Source organism: Streptomyces sp. NBC_00178, assembly GCF_036206005.1.
Lineage (GTDB): Bacteria > Actinomycetota > Actinomycetes > Streptomycetales > Streptomycetaceae > Streptomyces.
In genome coordinates this window covers 6,198,412-6,215,057 of sequence record NZ_CP108143.1, presented here as the reverse complement: position 1 = coordinate 6,215,057, position 16,646 = coordinate 6,198,412, and the positions used below count along the sequence as shown (strand labels likewise).

Genomic DNA, 16,646 nt, shown 5'->3' with positions numbered 1-16,646 from the left:
GGCTATGGGACGGGTCACCGAGCGTCGCCGCATCATCCGCATCCGGGACGGGGCGGTCACGACCCGCCCCGACACCCTCGTCGCCGAGGAGCCCCTGGAGATCCGGCTGAACGGCAAGCCCCTCGCCATCACCATGCGCACCCCGGGCGACGACTTCGCCCTCGCGGCGGGGTTCCTGGTGAGCGAGGGCGTGATCGGCGAGGGCTCCGAGGTGCAGTCGATCGTGTACTGCGCCGGGGCGACGGCCGACGGTGTGAACACGTACAACGTGGTGGACGTGAAGCTGGCGCCCGGCGTCCCGGTCCCCGACATCGCGCTGGAACGCAACGTGTACACCACGTCGTCGTGCGGCCTGTGCGGCAAGGCCAGCCTCGACGCGGTCCGCACCACGACCCGCCATCCCGTCTCCGACACTCCCCCGGTCCGGGTGACACCCGAACTGCTCTCCGCTCTCCCCGACCGGCTGCGCGAGGCGCAGCGGGTGTTCGACCGGACCGGGGGCCTGCACGCCGCGGCGCTGTTCTCACCGGAGGGCGAACTGCTGGACATCAGGGAGGACGTCGGCCGGCACAACGCGGTCGACAAGCTCGTCGGGCGCGCCCTCACGGACGGCCGGCTGCCGCTCTCCAGGGCGATCCTGCTGGTGTCGGGCCGCGCGTCCTTCGAGCTGGCGCAGAAGGCGGTGATGGCGGGGATCCCGATGCTGGTGGCGGTCTCGGCGCCGTCGTCGCTGGCCGTGGATCTCGCGGCCGAGACCGGACTGACCCTCGTCGGTTTCCTGCGGGGGAAGTCCATGAACGTGTACGCGGGTGACCACCGCATCGCCCTCGGGGCGGCGGTGGGCCAGGGCTGACGGGCCCACCCGCTGCACGGGGCAGGGGTCCGGCCGACGGGGAGCGCCCCCTGCGCCGGCCGGGCCCTCTCCCCCCGGGTCAGCCCACCGGCACGGGCTGCCGCGGCACGGCCACGTCGTCCGGAAGCGGATCGCGGGAGCGGCGCTTCGCGATGACCGCGCAGACCATGAGCTGCATCTGGTGGAAGAGCATCAGCGGCAGCACGGCGAGGCTCGCGTGCGCGCCGAACAGGACGCTGGCCATGGGCAGGCCCGCGGCGAGGCTCTTCTTCGATCCGGCGAACTGGATGGCGATGGCGTCCTCGCGCCCGAATCCCAGCCGCTTGGCGCCGCGCCCGCTGATCGTGAGCATCAGGGCGAGCAGGACGGCCTCCGCGGCGAGGAGCCCTCCGAGCCGCAGCGGGGTGACCTGGTGCCAGATTCCGGCCACCATGCCCTCGCTGAACGCCGTGTAGACGACGAGCAGGATCGAGCCGCGGTCGACGAGGCCGAGGATCTTGCGGTGCCGGCCGAGGAAGCCTCCGATCCAGCGTCGCAGCACCTGCCCGGCGAGGAAGGGCGCCAGCAGCTGGAGGACGATCTTCACCAGTGAGTCCAGGGAGAAACCTCCCCCGGTGCCGCCGAGCAGCACGGCTGCCAGCAGCGGCGTCAGCAGGATCCCGGCGAGGCTGGAGAACGAGCCCGCGCAGATGGCGGCCGGCACGTTGCCGCGGGCCATCGAGGTGAAGGCGATCGACGACTGGATGGTCGAGGGCACCAGGCACAGGAAGAGGAACCCTTCCTGGAGCTGCGGGGTCAGCACGTAGGGCACGAGCGCGTGGCCCGCGAGCCCCAGCAGCGGGAAGACCACGAAGGTGCAGGCCAGGACGGTGAGGTGGAGCCGCCAGTGCTTGAGCCCGTCGACCGCCTCCGCGGTCGAGAGGCGCGCTCCGTAGAGGAAGAAGAGCAGGGCCACCGCCCCGGTCGACGCACCGCCCGCCACGTCAGCGCCCGTGCCCGAGGCGGGCAGCAGTGCCGCGAGGACCACCGTGCCGACCAGCGCCAGTATGTAGGGATCGACCGGCAGCCAGGCCGGTGGCGCGGGGATACGGCGGCTGGTGCGGCGGTTCATGTACTCGGTGCCCTCTCGATGGAATCGTGGCCTCCCCATCCTGCTCCTCATACGGGAAATCGGGAATCCGGTATACCGAACTGACTGTCATCACGATTCTCGATAACCTCGCCCCATGTACGACCCCGTCCAGCTCCGTACCTTCCTCGCCGTGGCGCAGACCCTGAGCTTCACCCGGGCGGCCCGCAGACTCGGTGTCCGGCAGTCCACGGTGAGCCAGCACGTGCGCCGCCTGGAGTCGGAGACCGGGCGTCAGCTGTTCAGCCGTGACACGCACCGGGTCGATCTGACCCAGGACGGCGAGGCCATGCTGGGATTCGCGCGGACCATCCTGCAGGCCAACGAGCGGGCGGCGGCGTTCTTCACCGGGACCCGGCTGGGCGGGCGGCTGCGGTTCGGGGCGTCCGAGGACTTCGTGCTCACGGAGCTGCCGGAGATCCTGGAGTCCTTCCGCCGTGAGCACCCCGACGTGGAGCTGGAACTGACGGTGGAGCTGTCCGGGACGCTGCACCGTCAGCTCGCGGCGGGCCGGCTCGACCTGGTCCTCGCCAAGCGCCGCGCCGGTGACACCCACGGGGAGCTCGTCCGCCACGACACCCTCGCATGGATCGGCGCACCGCGGCTGCGCGTCGACCCCGACCGCCCGGTGCCGCTGATCGCCTTCCCGCCGCCCGGCATCACCCGGGCCCGCGCCCTCGAGGTGCTGGAGGAGCACGGCAGGTCCTGGCGCTTCGCGTGCACGAGCGCAAGCCTGAGCGCGCTCGTGGCGGCGGCGCGCGCGGGGCTCGGGGTCATGGCGCACACGCGCGGGCTCATCCCCCCGGGGCTCGCCCCCGTGCCGGCGAGGGCGGGACTGCCGGAGCTCGGAGATGTCGATTTCGTGCTGCTGCACGGGCGGCGCGGAGGCGCCGCCCAGGGGGCGGCCGACGCCCTCGCGGCCGCGATCCTGGCCAGTGGCGACCGGCTGCACCGGAGTCCGGGGGACCCCGGGCAGCCCGGACCGGCGTAAGTGGCGCGTACAGATTCCGTGGAGATTCCCGCCCGAGCCACTTACCACTCGCCCGGATGTCCGCCCGAGCCCGGCCCATCTGGCCCGATTTACGCGGTAGGCCTGGCCGGATGCGGCGATTTCAGGGGACTTCGGACCCTCCCGCCGCCCGGCCCGGTGGGGTAGCGTCGCGGCGCCGTGCGGAGCGCCACAAGGAGCAGGTCATTGCGCGAGTTCACCGTCCCCCCCATGGCCGCTGCCCCTCAAGTCGGCGGTCTTGCCGACACCGTCTTCGATTTCGCCGAAGAGGACCCCCAGCGGACGGCCCTCGGGCGCAAGGACGCGGAGGGGCACTGGCACGAGGTGTCGGCCGCCGCGTTCCGCGACGAGGTGCTCGCCCTGGCGAAGGGGCTGATCGCCCAGGGCATCCGCTTCGGCGATCGGGTCGCCCTCATGTCGCGTACACGCTACGAGTGGACCCTGTTCGACTTCGCGCTCTGGACCGTGGGGGCGCAGTCGGTGCCGGTCTACCCGACGTCGTCGGCCGAACAGGTGCTGTGGATGCTCCACGACGCCGAGGTCGTGGCCGTCATGGTCGAGCACGAGGACCACGCCATGACCATCGGTTCGGTCATCGACCGGCTGCCGAACCTCATGCGGCTCTGGCAGCTGGACGCCGACGCGGTGACGGAGCTCTCCGAGGCGGGGACCCTGGTCGACGACGAGGTCGTCCACCGGCACCGCCGCGCGGTGACCCCCGAGTCGGTGGCCACCGTGATCTACACGTCCGGCACGACGGGCCGCCCCAAGGGCTGCGTGATCACCCACGCCAACTTCATGTTCGAGGCGGACACCATGGTCTCGCGCTGGCATCCGGTGTTCCTCTCGAAGCCCGGGGAGGAGGCGGCCACGCTCCTCTTCCTGCCGCTGGCCCACGTCTTCGGCCGCATGGTGGAGATCGCCGCGCTGCGGGGGCGGGTGAAGCTGGGCCACCAGCCGGAGCTGTCGGCCAAGGCGCTCATGCCGGACCTGGTGTCCTTCCGGCCCACCTTCATCCTCGCCGTGCCGTACATCTTCGAGAAGGTCTTCAACGGTGCACGGCGCAAGGCGGAGTCCGAGGGCCGGGTGGGCCCGTTCGACAAGGCCGTGGAGATCGCGGTGAAGTACGCGGAAGCGCTGGAGGAGCGGGCCTTCGGGACCGGCCCCGGCCCGTCCGCGGGCCTCCGGATGCAGCACCAGTTCTTCGACAAGGTCGTCTACCGCAAGGTGCGCGAGGCGATGGGCGGCCGGGTGCGGCACGCGATGTCCGGAGGCTCCGGGATGGACAGAAGACTCGGTCTGTTCTTCGCGGGAGCGGGCGTCAGCGTCTTCGAGGGCTACGGACTCACCGAGACGACCGCCGCGGCCACCGCCAATCCCCCCGAGCGCACCCGCTACGGCACGGTGGGACAGCCGATCCCCGGCTCCACCGTGCACATCGCCCGGGACGGCGAGGTGTGGGTGCACGGGGCGAACGTGTTCTCCGGCTACCTCGGCGATCCGAAGTCCACCGACGCGGTGCTGAACGACGGCTGGCTGGCCACCGGCGACCTGGGCGCGCTCGACGAGGACGGCTATCTGACCATCACCGGGCGCAAGAAGGAGATCCTGGTGACGTCCGGCGGCAAGAGCGTCGCGCCGGCCGGCCTGGAGGAGCGGGTCCGCGCCCACCCCCTGGTCGCGCAGTGCATCGTCGTCGGGAACGACCGCCCCTACATCGCGGCGCTGGTGACCGTGGACACGGAGGCGGTCGAGCACTGGCTCGCCATGCAGGGCCGTACGCCGATGCGGGCGGCCGATCTGGTGCGCGACTCCGATCTGGAGATGGAGGTGCGCCGGGCGGTGGTGGCCGCGAACACCGCCGTGTCCCAGGCCGAGTCGATCCGCACGTTCCGCATACTGGCGCACCAGTTCACCGAGGAGCACGGCATGCTGACACCGTCGCTGAAGCTGAAGCGGAAGGCGATCGAGACGGCGTACTCGGCGGAGGTCGACGCCCTGTACCGCTGAGTCCCACGGCCTGTACCGCTGAGTTCCACGGCTTCGGGCCTGACGCCGCTTCAGGCCGGACCGGCCGTCGCGCCGGATCCGCGCGGAAGGGAACGCGAGGACGGGAATGTGTGGGGCCTCCCGATCGTTGTCGGGGGGAGAACCATCCCCACAACGTTAGGATCGACTGCTCGTGAGCCAGGTCCCCACCATCACCCTCAACAACGGCCTCGAGATGCCGCAGCTCGGCTTCGGTGTCTGGCAGGTGCCGGACGACGAGGCCACGGCGGCCGTGACCACGGCCCTGGAGGCCGGGTACCGGAGCATCGACACCGCCGCGATCTACGGGAACGAGACGGGCACCGGAAAGGCCCTCGCCGGCTCCGGTGTGCCCCGCGAGGAGCTCTTCGTCACCACCAAGCTGTGGAATTCCGAGCAGGGTCACGACTCGACCCTGCGCGCCTTCGACGCGTCGCTCGACAAGCTGGGTCTGGACTACGTCGACCTCTACCTGATCCACTGGCCCGTGCCCGCCAAGGACGCCTACGTCGACACGTACAAGGCCTTCGAGCGCATCCTCGCCGACGGCCGCGCGAAGTCCATCGGGGTGTCGAACTTCCACCCGGAGCACCTGGAGCGTCTGATCGGCGAGACGTCCGTCGTGCCCGCGGTGAACCAGATCGAGCTGCACCCGCAGCTGCAGCAGGCCGATGTGCGCGCCTTCCACGCCCGGCACGGCATCGCCACGGAGGCCTGGTCCCCGCTGGGCTCGGGCCGGGGCCTCCTGGAGGTCCCGACGGTGGCCGCCGTCGCGCACAAGCACGGCAGGACCCCGGCACAGGCGGTGCTCCGCTGGCACCTCCAGACGGGCAACGTGGTGATCCCCAAGTCGGTGACGCCGTCGCGGATCGCGGAGAACATCGACGTCTTCGACTTCGAGCTGGACGCCGACGACCTCGCCGCCTTCGCCGCGCTCGACGAGGGCAAGCGCCTCGGCCCCGACCCGGCCGATTTCAGCGCCGGCGCCTGACCCACGCCCGTCCGACGGCGCCCCCACCGGCTTGACGAGCGGTGGGGGCGCCGTCGTGTTCCCGGCGCGCTACCCGGCACCGTGCGAAGGGGCGGCGGCCTCGATCCGGGCGGCGAGCCCGAGGTCCTTCGCCGTGACGGCACCACCCGCGTCGTGGGTGTGCACGGCGAGGGCCACGGTGTCGTACCCCAGCGTCAGGTCCGAATGGTGGTTGAGCTCGTCCTGGATCCGGGCGATGTGGACGGTCAGCGCGGCAGCGGCGAAGTGGGACGGCAGCCGGTAGGTGCGGGTGATCCGGTCCCCCTCCAGCCGCCAGCCGGGCAGTTCGGCCAGCCCGGCCTCGACGTCGTGCGCGGACAGCGGTTCGGTGGGCACAGGGGACTCCTCGGGGTCCGGCCGGTCAGCGGTGCCCGTGACGTTACGGGCCGGGGCGCCCGCTGTCGCGCCCGACACGGACGAGGCCACCGCGCGGCGGCCAGCGGGGCAGCAGGACGGCCGCGGAGCGGACCCGCGGTGTCAGGTGGTGGTGTCCGGCCTTGTCCACGGGGCGTCGCCCCGGCCGAGCAGCACCGTGGCGGCCACGACGCCCGACAGGATCACCAGGGCGGCCAGCAGCGGCAGTTCCCGTGGGCCGCCGAGCACGGCGGTGCCTCCCGCCACGGCGCCGGCCAGCATGGCCGCGGGCGAGAGGCCCCGGCGGCCCACCCTGCTTCCCGGTCCCCTGGCGAGCCGGCTGTCGGCGACCGTGCCGGTGAGGGTCCGGGTCAGCACCGTGGTCGTGAAGTCGGGAACGGCCATGGCCCGGACGGCGGCGTTCTGCACACCGAGGCCGAGGCCGAGCAGCGCGATGAGCGAGAAGCGGGCGCCCCCGGTGTAGGGGCTGCCCGACACGAAGGAGACGACGAGGGCGGCTGCCACACAGACCGCCTCGACGAGGAGTGCGTTCCGCAGCCGGCGGCCCCGGCCCGCCGCCGTCCGGTGCACCGCGATCCCGCCGGCCCACGCCCCGGCCACGAACGACGCGAGGGCCACCGCCGAGGCGAGCACGGAGAAGCCGGGGGTACCCGCGAGGGCGAACCCCATGAAGACGACGTTGCCGGTCATGTTGGCGACGAAGACGTGGCCGAGGAGCAGGTAGCTGAACGCGTCGACGAGCCCGGTGAGCACGGTCAGCGCCAGCAGGAGCGGCGGCAGCGGCCCGTCCGGACCGTCCATGTCGGGTACGAGTGTGGCCCAGGCGTCACGCAGCACGACGGGCATGGGCGGCGGACTCCGATCGTCGGACGTGATCGGGATTGTGCCGCAGCCGTGCGCCGGCGCGGCCCGTACGCGCCGGGCAGGACCGCATTCGTCCTGCCCGCCGCTCCGGACTGCACGTGCGCCCCGCCGGGGCGGGGCACAGGGGGCGCCGCACCCGTGCCCGGCCGCGCAGGCTCTACACCCGCGCCCCGTTGTCGGCGGGGTCACGGCGGCGAACCGGCTTCCCGCCGCGCGGCGACCGTTTCGCCGCCGGCGGCGGGGCCTTGCTGCTCCGTTCCATCAGCAGCGCTCCGGGGACCGCCGTCAGCACCGAGGAGTAGGTGCCCACACAGATGCCGATGAGCAGGGCGAGCGCGAAGTCCGCGAGCGAGTCGCCGCCGAGCACCGCCAGCGCGACCAGGATGAACAGGGCCCCCGCGCCGGTGTTGACCGTGCGGGGGACGGTCTGCAGGACGGCGTGGCAGGCCACTTCGGAGACCGGTGAGCGACGGTTGGCCGCCCACAGTTCCCGTACCCGGTCGAAGACCACCACCGAGTCGTTCACGGAGTAGCCGATGACGGTGAGCAGGGCGGCCAGGAAGATCCCGTCCACCGGGCGTCCGAGCCAGGCGAAGGCGCCCACCAGCACGACGACGTCGTGCACCAGCGCCCCGACGGAGGACACCGCGAAGGTCCAGCGGAACCGGGCTGCCAGATAGGCGAGTTGTACGACGACGGCGACTCCCAGCGCGATCAGCGCGTTGCGGCGCAGTTCGTCGCCGAGGCTGGGCCCGATCAGTTCGTCGCGGACCTTGGTGGTCTCGCCGCCCTCCTCGGCCAGCGCCGATCGCAGTGCGTGCTCCCCGTCGTCGTCGAGGCCCCCCGTCCGCACGGACAGGCCGTCGCCTCCCGCGGTGGTGACCTCGGCGTCCTCGAAGCCCGCCGCGGCGAGCGTGGCGCGGGCGGTCTCGACGTCGACCGGCCGGCTGGTGGAGTACTCCACCAGCCGGCCACCGGTGAACTCCACCCCCAGATCCACCCCGCGCACGAAGATGCCGGTCACGGCGATCAGGACCACCGCGAGAGAGGTCAGCAGCCAGCGGTGCGGCGACCGGAAGAGCCGGGGGTCCCGCGCCCCGATCCAGGTGCGGACCCGGCCGGGCATGCCGATCCCGTTCACCTCCCGGTAGTCGCCGACGAACCGGGAGCCGGCCGCGATCTCGGTGAGGGCGCGGGCGATGACCAGCGCGGAGAACATCGAGACCAGCACACCGATGGCCAGGGTCACCCCGAAGCCCTTGACCGGTCCCGAGCCGAGGAGGAACAGGAGCGCGGCGGCGATCAGGGTGGTGACGTTGGAGTCGGCCACGGCGCTCCAGGCGTTGCGGAAGCCGGCGGTAAGCGCGGAACGCAGCGGGCGGCCGGGCCTGGCCGCGTACTCCTCCCGGGCCCGCTCGAAGACGAGGACGTTGGCGTCGACCGCCATCCCGATGGCGAGGACGAACCCGGCGAGCCCCGGCAGGGTCAGGGTGACTCCGAGAACCACGAGCGCGGCGTAGGAGATGACTCCGTAGGCCGCGAGGGCGAGAGCCGCCAGGGCGCCGAAGAGCCGGTACACGAAGGTGATGAAGAGCGCGGTGGCGGCGGCGCCGATCAGCGCGGCCGTGGCACTGGCCTCGATGGCCGCGGCGCCGAGTGTCGGGCCGACCGTCCGCTGCTCGACGATCTCGACGGGCACGGGGAGAGCGCCGCCCTTGATGAGCAGGGCGAGATCGCGTGCCTCGTCGGCACTGAACGAACCGGTGATGCGGGTGGATCCCGAGGGCAGACCGGCCTCGCAGGCGACCGACGGGTCAACCTGGGGCGAGGAGATGACCTTTCCGTCGAGGACGATCGCCACGCGACGTCTCTCGTCCCCCGCCGGGTGGCAGGCGGCGTCCCCGGTGAGCCGGGTCCACCGCTCGCCCGCGCCCTTGTGGAAGTCGAGGGCGACGCTCCAGCCCGAGCCCTGCTGCGCGTCGAAGGCGGCGGTGGCGTCCGCGACCCCCGCACCGGACAGGCGGACCGGGCCGAGGGCCAGCGGGCTGCCCTGTTCGTCGGGCAGCGTCGGGCCGTCCTCCCGCTGCCCGGCCGTGGGCTCGTCGTCGAGTCCTGTCCCACCGGGGCCGCCGGGTCCCCGCACCGCGTGGAAGCCGAGCTGGGCCGTCCTGCCGATGACGTCGGCGGCCTGGCGCGGGTCCTGGACGTCGGGCAGTTCGACGATGATCCGGTCCTCTCCCGACCGGGTCAGGACGGGTTCGGAGACACCGAGCGAGTCGATGCGCTTGCGCAGGACCTCCATGGTGCGGTCGGTGCTCTCCCGGTCCGCCTCGGCGGTGTCCGAGTCCTTGGCCTGGAGCACCATGCGGGTGCCGCCCTGGAGATCGAGGCCGAGTCTGGGGGACATGGTCAGTGTGATGAACACGGAGGCGAGCAGTACGGCGGCAGCCAGAACCGCCCGCACCGTGGTGGCGCGAGTCATGGGAATCCTCCCGGGCAGGCGTCGGCCGCCCCGGACTCAGAGAGGTCGGACGGGGCGGGACACCGGGTCTGTGGAACAGGTCTCGTGAACGGCCGGCTGACCGGCCGTCGCCTCGGGTGGACCACGCACTCCGGGCAGTGCGGCCCTGTTCCGCCCACGCGGGGACCGACCGCCTCCAGCGGGTTCCAGCCCGAGGCCGCGGAGCGCGGCGAAGCCCGGCGGCAGCACCGGCAGGGCTCCGTGGCCGGGCGGTGGGACGTGGTGCGGGGAGGACGGGCGGTCGGCCCCGGCCCGCGGCCCGTGCTGGGGAACGACCGGGACAGCCTCGGTGAGCCGGCCGGGGACGGTCAGGTCGGCCGCCCGGGAACCGGAGACCTGCGCGGCGGGGTGACGGGGACGCGGGCCGGCGCCGGCGCCGGCACCGAGGCCGTACGGCGCCGCTGATCTCGCTCGATCCGCCGGACCCGTTCGACCCGCCGGACCCCCTGGACTTGCTGGACCCGCTGGACCCGCTGGACCCGCTGGACCCGCTGGACCCGCTGCCACGGCGTACGCGGGAACCGCCCTGGGAGCGGGGTCGACGGTGCGCCCCGGTCCGGACAGCCCGTCCGGCGCCGCCGGAACAGCGGTCGCCGCCGCTGCCGGAGCGGCGGCACGCGCAACGGCGGCTCCCGGCACCGCCTGCACGGTTCCGGAAGTGGCCGGCCCGCCACCGAGCAACGTGAGGACCGCCAGGAGCAGCGCGGTGAGGGCGTGGCCCGCCCGGACTGCCGTCGGGCGTGACGTCGGGCGCTGTGGGGGTGCGTTGCTCGGGTGCGCCCCCGTCAGGTGGTTCACCTCCGCCGGGCCGGGACGGCCGGTGCGGGTCCGGGCCGTGTGCCGGCCGGGACGCGTCCGGCAAGGAGAGCGGCTCCCCGGACGACCGCGGTCGACGGATCGGGGTCGACGCGCACGGCCGCCCCGAGGCGCGCGGCGATCAGGCCGGTGACATCGCTGCGCAGCGCTCCACCGCCGGTGAGCACGGGGCCGCGTCGCAGTGCTCCGCGCACCGCGCCGTGCCGGTCCTCGCGCCACATGCACGCGATCATATCGACGACGGCTCCCGCGAGTTGGGCGGGAAGCGCGTCCGGGTCCAGGTCGGTGAGCCCCGAGTCCGCCTGACGGGCGTCCCTGGTCACTCCGTCGACGAGGAGCGCGACTTCGGTCAGCTCCGCCCCCATGTCGACGACGAGTACGGGACCGCTGCCTGCCGGTCCGGCGCACGCGGCGGCGGCCTCGGCGCTGCTGAGGACCATGCCGGAGGACGGGCCGAGGCGGGCGAGGAGTTCCCTCGCCTGTGCGCGGTGCTCCAGCCCGGCGAGGACGGGCCGGCTGAGCACGATGACGCTGTCGCGCCGATCGGCGCCCAGGGCCGTGTCGGCGACGCGTGCGAGCAGCACCGCGCAGGACTCCGGGTCGACGATGCGCCCCCGGCGGACCGGCCGGGAGGCGCTGTCGTGGGAGACCGAGCCCGCGCCCAGGAGAGCGCCCCCGCAGACCCAGGCGCGTGTCCCCGAACCGCCCAGGTCGATCGCCAGTACACGTGAGGTACCGGGGCTGCGGGTCCCCCCGTCGGACGCACTGCGACCTGCGGCTGCCGGCCGGTCCCGCCGCCGTCCGTCACGCGAGGAACGCATGGCCCACACCCTTCGGACCGCCGACGCGGCCGTCACCCGCCCGTAGGTCCGGGCCCGCTGATAGCGAGGTTCGATCGAGCCCTCACTATGCAATAAGGGGTGCAGAAACGCCACTCTCTTGAAGATTCCAAGGTTCACTCCCCTGTGAACCTTCTATCCCTCCGTCACGAGAAAGGCCTCCACCAGCGTCGCGAACGCCTCGGGCGCGGCGATCTCGACGCCGAGGTCCTCGGCCTTGGCCCGCTTCGACCCGGCCTTGTCACCCGCGACCAGCAGACTCGTGCGCTTCGAGACGCTGGACGAGGACTTGCCGCCCGCCCTCTCGATCAGCTCGTTCATCTGATTGCGCGAGAGCTTCTCCAGGGCACCGGTCATGGCGCCGGTCACCACGACCGTCATGCCGTCGAGCGGCAGACCGGTGAACTCCTCCCCCTGCGGCCCGTCTCCTTCCACCGCCCCAGGCTCCGGCGGGGGTGTCGCGCCGGGCTCGGTCATGTTGACCCCGGCGGCCATGAGTTTGCCGATCAGCGGCTCGAGCTCGGCCAGCTCCGAGACGACGGCCGCCGCCTTCTCCTTGCCTATGCCGTCCACCTGCTGCAGCACCTCGGCGTCCGCCGCGACGATGCGGTCCATCGAGGCGAAGTACCGGGCGATACGACGGGACATGGAGCGTCCCGTGCCGCGCACACCGAGGGCGCAGAAGACGCGGGACAGCGGCCGCGCCCTGGCCGTGTCGATCGCCGCCAGGAGGTTGTCGGTGGAGGTCTCCCCCATCCGCTCCAGCGACAGGAGCTGCTCGCGCTCCAGGGTGAACAGGTCGGCGAAGTCCTGGACGAGGCCGGCGTCGACGAGCTGGACGACGCGGGTGGCACCGAGGCCCTCGATGTCGAGCTGGTCACGCCCGGCGGCGTACGAGACGGAGGCGACCACCCGGCAGTCCCGGCCTCGGGTGCATCGCCAGCGCTGCTCGCTCATGTCGATCTCCGAGCCGCACCGGGGGCAGACCTCGGGGAAGTCGATCGGCTTCTCGTCACCCGTCCGCAGGTGTGCGACAGGTGCCTCGATGCGGGGGATGATGTCGCCCGCCTTGTAGACCATCACGTGGTCACCCAGGCGCAGATCGCGCCGGGTGATGTCGGCCGGGTTGTGCAGCGTGGCGAACCCGACGGTGGATCCGTCGATCTCGACGGGCTCCAGGACGGCCCGCGGCGCGATGATGCCGGTCCGGCCCACGTTCCATTCGACACCGAGCAGCCGGGTGACCTTCTCGACGGCCGGCAGCTTGTAGGCGATGGCCCAGCGCGGCGCCCTGGTCCCGGATCCGGCGTCGCGCCTGTCCGCCGCGAGGTCCGCCTTGATCACGATGCCGTCGATCCCGAACGGCAGCGAGGCGCGCAGCGAGGCTATCTCCTCCACACCCGCCTGCGCCTCCTCGGCCGAGGCGACGGTGCGCGGCGCGACGGCGCTGTCCGCGGCCGTGTGCACCCCGAGCCCGGCGACGTACGACAGGACCTCGCCGTGCGGGAGTTCGTCGAGGACGGCGGTCAGCTCACCGGAGTCCGGAAGGGCGAGTGCGCCGTAGGCGAAGAAGGTCATCTCCACGCGGTAGGGGCGGTCCTTGGCCCGCAGGGTTCCCGCCGCCCCGTTGCGCGGGTTGGCGAACGGCGCCGCGCCGTGCTCCGTGCGCACGGCGTTCGCCTGCTCGAACTGCTCGTCGGTCATGAGGATCTCGCCGCGCACCTCGACGGTGACCGGCTCGTCGAGCAGGGCGGGCAGGCCGAGCACCGCACCCACCGCGTGCGAGACGTCCTCGCCCGCCGTCCCGTCCCCACGGGTGATCAGCCGCTCCAGGCGGCCCTGGCGGTACCGCGCGGCGACGGCCAGGCCGTCGAGCTTGGGCTCGACGCTCCAGGCGGCGACGGGCCGCTTGATCCGCCGCTCCACGGACGCGGTCCAGGTGACGAACTGCTCGGCGGAGAAGACGTTGTCCAGCGAGAGCATGGGTGCGGTGTGCGGCACGTCCCCCGAGGCCGCACCGCCCGCCACCTTGCCGGTCGGCGACGCGTCCAGCACCTCCTGCGGGTGCCCCTCCTCGTAGGCGGCGATCCCGCGCACGAGCCGGTCGTACGCGTCGTCGTCGAGCCTGCTCTCACCTGCGGCGTAGTACGCGGCGGCGGCACGCTTCGCCTCTTCCACGGCGGCCGCGTAGGCGGCGGTGTCGGCGGGCACGCCGGCTGGGTTCGTCGTCATGGGCACCATCCTGCCGTGCACCACTGACAACGCCGCCGGACCGGTGGTCGCGCAGAGGCGGGAAAGAGCCTCTCCCATGTTCGCCGCCCGCAACTCCGTGCAAACAGAAGGTAATTGACGGTACGACGCAGCGTATTGACATGCCTTGGTCATGCTTTTACGTTCCATGAGAGAGCGCTCTCTACCCTGACCGGACGACCGGTCAGAGGAACCCCACTTCCTCGGAACAGGAGTGCCGTGCCCTTCTTCGACAGACGCACGCCCTTCGGCAGACGCACGCCCGGACACCACGGGCGCAGGACCCCGTCCCCGTGGCGGTACCGGATCGCCGGGCTCGCCGCCGCCGCGCTCGCCCTCTCCCTCGTTCAGGCCAACGTGGGCAACGCCGCCGCCGAACGGAACGAACCCCGGGCCGCCGCGGACGTGGTCCGGGTCGCCGAGTTCCTGGCGGAATGCCCCTACACGCACCGGGCACCGGACGACCCGATCGTGCTGCCCAACCTTCCGGGCGCCTCGCACATGCACAGCTTCTTCGGCAACGACTCCACCAACGCCCACTCCGACCTGGCGTCCCTGGAGAGGGCGGGCACCAGCTGCGCGCCCAGGACCGACCTCTCCTCGTACTGGGTGCCCACGCTGTACAACGGCGACCAGGCGGTGGAACCGACCGGCACCACCTTCTACTACCTCGGCGAGGGCGTCCGGGACGACATCATCCGGACCATCAAGCCCTTCCCCCGCGGGCTGCGGATCGTCGCGGGCAACGCGAAAGCGACGGGACCGAACGACAACACCATCTCGCGGTGGTCGTGTCTGCACCACGGTGAGGTGAACCCGTCCCACGACTTCGTCACCTGCCCGGCCGGCTCGATGATGGAGAGCTATCTGGACTTCCCGCAGTGCTGGAACGGCAGGGATCTGGACTCCGCCGACCACAAGAGCCACATGGCGTATCCGGTGGGCGGCGCCTGTCCGTCGACGCATCCCGTCCCGGTACCCAAACTCCGCCAGGTCCTGCGCTATCCGGTCAACGGCGACCCCGCACGCTTCAGACTGGCCTCGGGCCGCGGCTACACGATGCACGGCGACTTCTTCAACGTGTGGCCCGAGGCGGAGATGGCGCAGCGGGTGCGCGACTGCATCAACGCGATCATCAAGTGCGGTGCGAACGGCACTCCCTGACGTCCTCCCCCCCCATCCACCGGTGCCCGCCCGAGCCCTCGCGGCACGGGCGGGCACCCCGTCGAAGGATCACTGCCGATGGCGGCTCGCCGTACCGCAGCAGCCCTTCTCCTGCTCGTCCTGCTGACCTCGTGCACGGGGAATGCGGGGCCGGAGCCGGGTCACGGTGCCGGGCCACCGCCCACGACTGCGGCACCGGCACCCTCGGGCCACCCCACCGACGCCGCGTGGGTCCAGCTGATGGTCCCCATGGACGAGCAGGCCGTCGTGCTGCTCGGCCTCGCCGCGCGGGAGGCCACGGGGCCGGGACTGCGCCCCTGGGCGGCACGGCTTCGCGCGGAACTCGCGTCGGAGCTGGGGGATTTGCGCCGGCTGCGCGACCGGATGGGCCTCCCGGACACCGATCTCCACAAGGGTCACGACATGCCGGGCATGGTGACGGACCAGGACCTGGACGACGCACGTGCGGCACGGGGCAGCGCCTTCGACTCCCTGTTGGTGGCACAGATGCACGACCACCTGCGGCAGTCCGCGCAGGTGTCGCGCTCGGAGGTGACCGCGGGGACCCGCGCGGAGGCCAGGGAGCGGGCGGGGACGCTCGTGACCGCGCGCGGCGGGCAGTTGGCCGCGCTGGCGGCTCTTTGCGCGGGCACGCCCACTGACGTGCCGGAACCCTTCGCCTGCCCGTCGGATCACCCGGTATAAAGACTGCATGACAGCCGACGTTTCACCGCCCGTACGCCCCGCCACCTTGGAGGACGTGGCCGCGGTGGCGGGCGTCTCCCGGGCCACGGTGTCCCGGGTGATCAACGGTGCGACCACGGTGGACCCTGCCCTGCGACGCGTGGTGGAGGAGGCGGTCGCCACGACGGGCTACGTGCCCAACCGCGCCGCCCGGTCCCTGGTGACCCGGCGGACCGACTCGATCGCCCTGGTGGTGTCCGAGCGTGAACGGCGTCCCGTCGCCGAGCCGTTCGTCGGCCGGATGTTCTCCGACCCGCACTTCGGACGGGTCGTCGGCGGAGTGCTCGACGTGCTGCGCCCCGCGGGCATCCAGATGGTGCTGATGCTGGCGGACGACGAGGCCTCACGCAACCAGCTGCTGTCGTACCTGCGTCAGGGCCACGTCGACGGTGTGGTGCTGATCTCCTCGCACGCCGACGATCCGCTGCCCGCGCTCCTCCACGACACCCGGCTGCCGGCCGTGCTGGCCGGCCGGCCGCTCCGCCCCTCGCCGCTCACCTACGTCGAGGCCGACCAGCGCGCGGGTGCGCAGATGGCCGCCGACCTGCTCGTGTCGCTGGGGCGGCGCAACATCGCCAGCATCGCCGGCCCCCAGGACAGGCCCGCCGGCCAGGCGCGGCTGGACGGGTTCCTGGACTCGCTGGCGGGGCACGGGATCGGTGAGGTGGAGGTGGCCGAAGGGGACTTCACGCACACAGGTGGCGCCTCCGCGATGCGGAAGCTGCTGCGCGACCGCCCGGGCCTGGACGGGGTGTTCATCGCGTCGGACCTGATGGCGCTCGGCGCCCTGCCGGTGCTGCTGCGGGCGGGAAGGGACGTGCCCGGGGACGTGGCGGTGGTCGGCTTCGACGACAGCAGCGCGGCGCTCGCCTGCGATCCGCCGCTCACCACGGTCCGTCAGCCGGTGGAGGAGATGGCGTCCGAGATGGCCCGGCTGCTGCTGAAGCAGATCGGCAAGTCGGGTCGTCCCGAGCCGTCGGTGGTCTTCCATCCGACCCTGGTGCGGCGCGAGTCCGCGTGACGC

Annotated in this window: 14 protein-coding genes; 8 read left to right on the top strand and 6 right to left on the bottom strand. The window is 72.6% G+C overall.

Annotated features, from left to right (window positions below; genetic code table 11):
- Positions 1-4: 4 nt before the first annotated feature.
- Positions 5-853, top strand: coding sequence for a formate dehydrogenase accessory sulfurtransferase FdhD (gene fdhD, locus OHT61_RS27175; protein ID WP_329041822.1), 849 nt, complete (start codon positions 5-7; stop codon positions 851-853).
- 79 nt (positions 854-932) lie between these two features.
- On the opposite strand, the gene OHT61_RS27170 is transcribed toward fdhD, so the two are convergent.
- The gene (locus OHT61_RS27170) at positions 933-1,964 is read right to left on the bottom strand and encodes a bile acid:sodium symporter family protein (protein ID WP_329041821.1); all 1,032 of its coding nucleotides are present in this window, start codon (positions 1,962-1,964) and stop codon (positions 933-935) included.
- 115 nt (positions 1,965-2,079) lie between these two features.
- Between OHT61_RS27170 and OHT61_RS27165 the strand changes: the two genes are divergently transcribed.
- From OHT61_RS27165 to OHT61_RS27155, 3 genes are all read left to right on the top strand, one after another.
- Entirely contained in the window at positions 2,080-2,973 is an 894-nt protein-coding gene (locus tag OHT61_RS27165) for a LysR substrate-binding domain-containing protein (RefSeq protein ID WP_329041820.1), read from the top strand.
- 228 nt (positions 2,974-3,201) lie between these two features.
- Positions 3,202-5,001, top strand: a complete 1,800-nt coding sequence (locus OHT61_RS27160; protein ID WP_329041819.1) for an AMP-dependent synthetase/ligase — start codon at positions 3,202-3,204, stop codon at positions 4,999-5,001.
- Between the two features lie 172 nt (positions 5,002-5,173).
- Positions 5,174-6,010, top strand: coding sequence for an aldo/keto reductase (locus OHT61_RS27155; RefSeq protein ID WP_329041818.1), 837 nt, complete (start codon positions 5,174-5,176; stop codon positions 6,008-6,010).
- Positions 6,011-6,079: 69 nt separating this feature from the next.
- On the opposite strand, the gene OHT61_RS27150 is transcribed toward OHT61_RS27155, so the two are convergent.
- The 3 genes from OHT61_RS27150 to secD form a co-directional block, all read right to left on the bottom strand.
- On the bottom strand, positions 6,080-6,385 hold the full coding sequence (locus OHT61_RS27150; RefSeq protein WP_329041817.1) for a 4a-hydroxytetrahydrobiopterin dehydratase: 306 nt from the start codon (positions 6,383-6,385) through the stop codon (positions 6,080-6,082).
- 141 nt (positions 6,386-6,526) lie between these two features.
- Complete coding sequence (locus tag OHT61_RS27145; protein ID WP_329041816.1) at positions 6,527-7,270, bottom strand: YoaK family protein; 744 nt, start codon at positions 7,268-7,270, stop codon at positions 6,527-6,529.
- 175 nt (positions 7,271-7,445) lie between these two features.
- Positions 7,446-9,770, bottom strand: coding sequence for a protein translocase subunit SecD (gene secD, locus OHT61_RS27140; RefSeq protein WP_329041815.1), 2,325 nt, complete (start codon positions 9,768-9,770; stop codon positions 7,446-7,448).
- An 84-nt stretch (positions 9,771-9,854) separates the two neighbouring features.
- Here secD and OHT61_RS27135 point away from each other — a divergent pair, with 84 nt between their 5' ends.
- The gene (locus tag OHT61_RS27135; protein WP_329041814.1) at positions 9,855-10,214 is read left to right on the top strand and encodes a hypothetical protein; all 360 of its coding nucleotides are present in this window, start codon (positions 9,855-9,857) and stop codon (positions 10,212-10,214) included.
- A gap of 389 nt (positions 10,215-10,603) precedes the next feature.
- Here OHT61_RS27135 and OHT61_RS27130 read toward each other — a convergent pair whose 3' ends face one another.
- Positions 10,604-11,446 carry a rod shape-determining protein MreC gene (locus tag OHT61_RS27130; protein WP_329041813.1) on the bottom strand — a complete coding sequence of 281 codons (843 nt, stop codon included), beginning with the start codon at positions 11,444-11,446 and terminating at the stop codon, positions 10,604-10,606.
- Positions 11,447-11,599: 153 nt separating this feature from the next.
- Complete coding sequence (ligA, locus tag OHT61_RS27125; protein WP_329041812.1) at positions 11,600-13,696, bottom strand: NAD-dependent DNA ligase LigA; 2,097 nt, start codon at positions 13,694-13,696, stop codon at positions 11,600-11,602.
- 324 nt (positions 13,697-14,020) lie between these two features.
- Here ligA and OHT61_RS27120 point away from each other — a divergent pair, with 324 nt between their 5' ends.
- The 3 genes from OHT61_RS27120 (at position 14,021) to OHT61_RS27110 (ending at position 16,643) form a co-directional block, all read left to right on the top strand.
- Positions 14,021-14,878, top strand: coding sequence for a DUF1996 domain-containing protein (locus OHT61_RS27120; protein WP_443049632.1), 858 nt, complete (start codon positions 14,021-14,023; stop codon positions 14,876-14,878).
- Between the two features lie 78 nt (positions 14,879-14,956).
- Positions 14,957-15,583 (top strand): DUF305 domain-containing protein, encoded by a 627-nt coding sequence (locus OHT61_RS27115; protein ID WP_329041809.1) that lies wholly within the window; start codon positions 14,957-14,959, stop codon positions 15,581-15,583.
- 7 nt (positions 15,584-15,590) lie between these two features.
- Positions 15,591-16,643: a LacI family DNA-binding transcriptional regulator gene (locus tag OHT61_RS27110; RefSeq protein ID WP_329041807.1), complete on the top strand. Its 1,053-nt coding sequence runs from the start codon at positions 15,591-15,593 to the stop codon at positions 16,641-16,643.
- The last annotated feature ends 3 nt before the right edge of the window (positions 16,644-16,646 follow it).

Bases quoted from the DNA above. Each gene is read 5' to 3' on its own strand.
- secD (WP_329041815.1), bottom strand. From the start codon at position 9,770: ATGACTCGCGCCACCACGGTGCGGGCGGTTCTGGCTGCCGCCGTACTG.
- OHT61_RS27170 (WP_329041821.1), bottom strand. From the start codon at position 1,964: ATGAACCGCCGCACCAGCCGCCGTATCCCCGCGCCACCGGCCTGGCTG.
- OHT61_RS27110 (WP_329041807.1), top strand. From the start codon at position 15,591: ATGACAGCCGACGTTTCACCGCCCGTACGCCCCGCCACCTTGGAGGAC.
- ligA (WP_329041812.1), bottom strand. From the start codon at position 13,696: ATGACGACGAACCCAGCCGGCGTGCCCGCCGACACCGCCGCCTACGCG.
- OHT61_RS27165 (WP_329041820.1), top strand. From the start codon at position 2,080: ATGTACGACCCCGTCCAGCTCCGTACCTTCCTCGCCGTGGCGCAGACC.
- fdhD (WP_329041822.1), top strand. From the start codon at position 5: ATGGGACGGGTCACCGAGCGTCGCCGCATCATCCGCATCCGGGACGGG.
- OHT61_RS27115 (WP_329041809.1), top strand. From the start codon at position 14,957: ATGGCGGCTCGCCGTACCGCAGCAGCCCTTCTCCTGCTCGTCCTGCTG.
- OHT61_RS27160 (WP_329041819.1), top strand. From the start codon at position 3,202: ATGGCCGCTGCCCCTCAAGTCGGCGGTCTTGCCGACACCGTCTTCGAT.
- OHT61_RS27130 (WP_329041813.1), bottom strand. From the start codon at position 11,446: ATGCGTTCCTCGCGTGACGGACGGCGGCGGGACCGGCCGGCAGCCGCA.
- OHT61_RS27145 (WP_329041816.1), bottom strand. From the start codon at position 7,270: ATGCCCGTCGTGCTGCGTGACGCCTGGGCCACACTCGTACCCGACATG.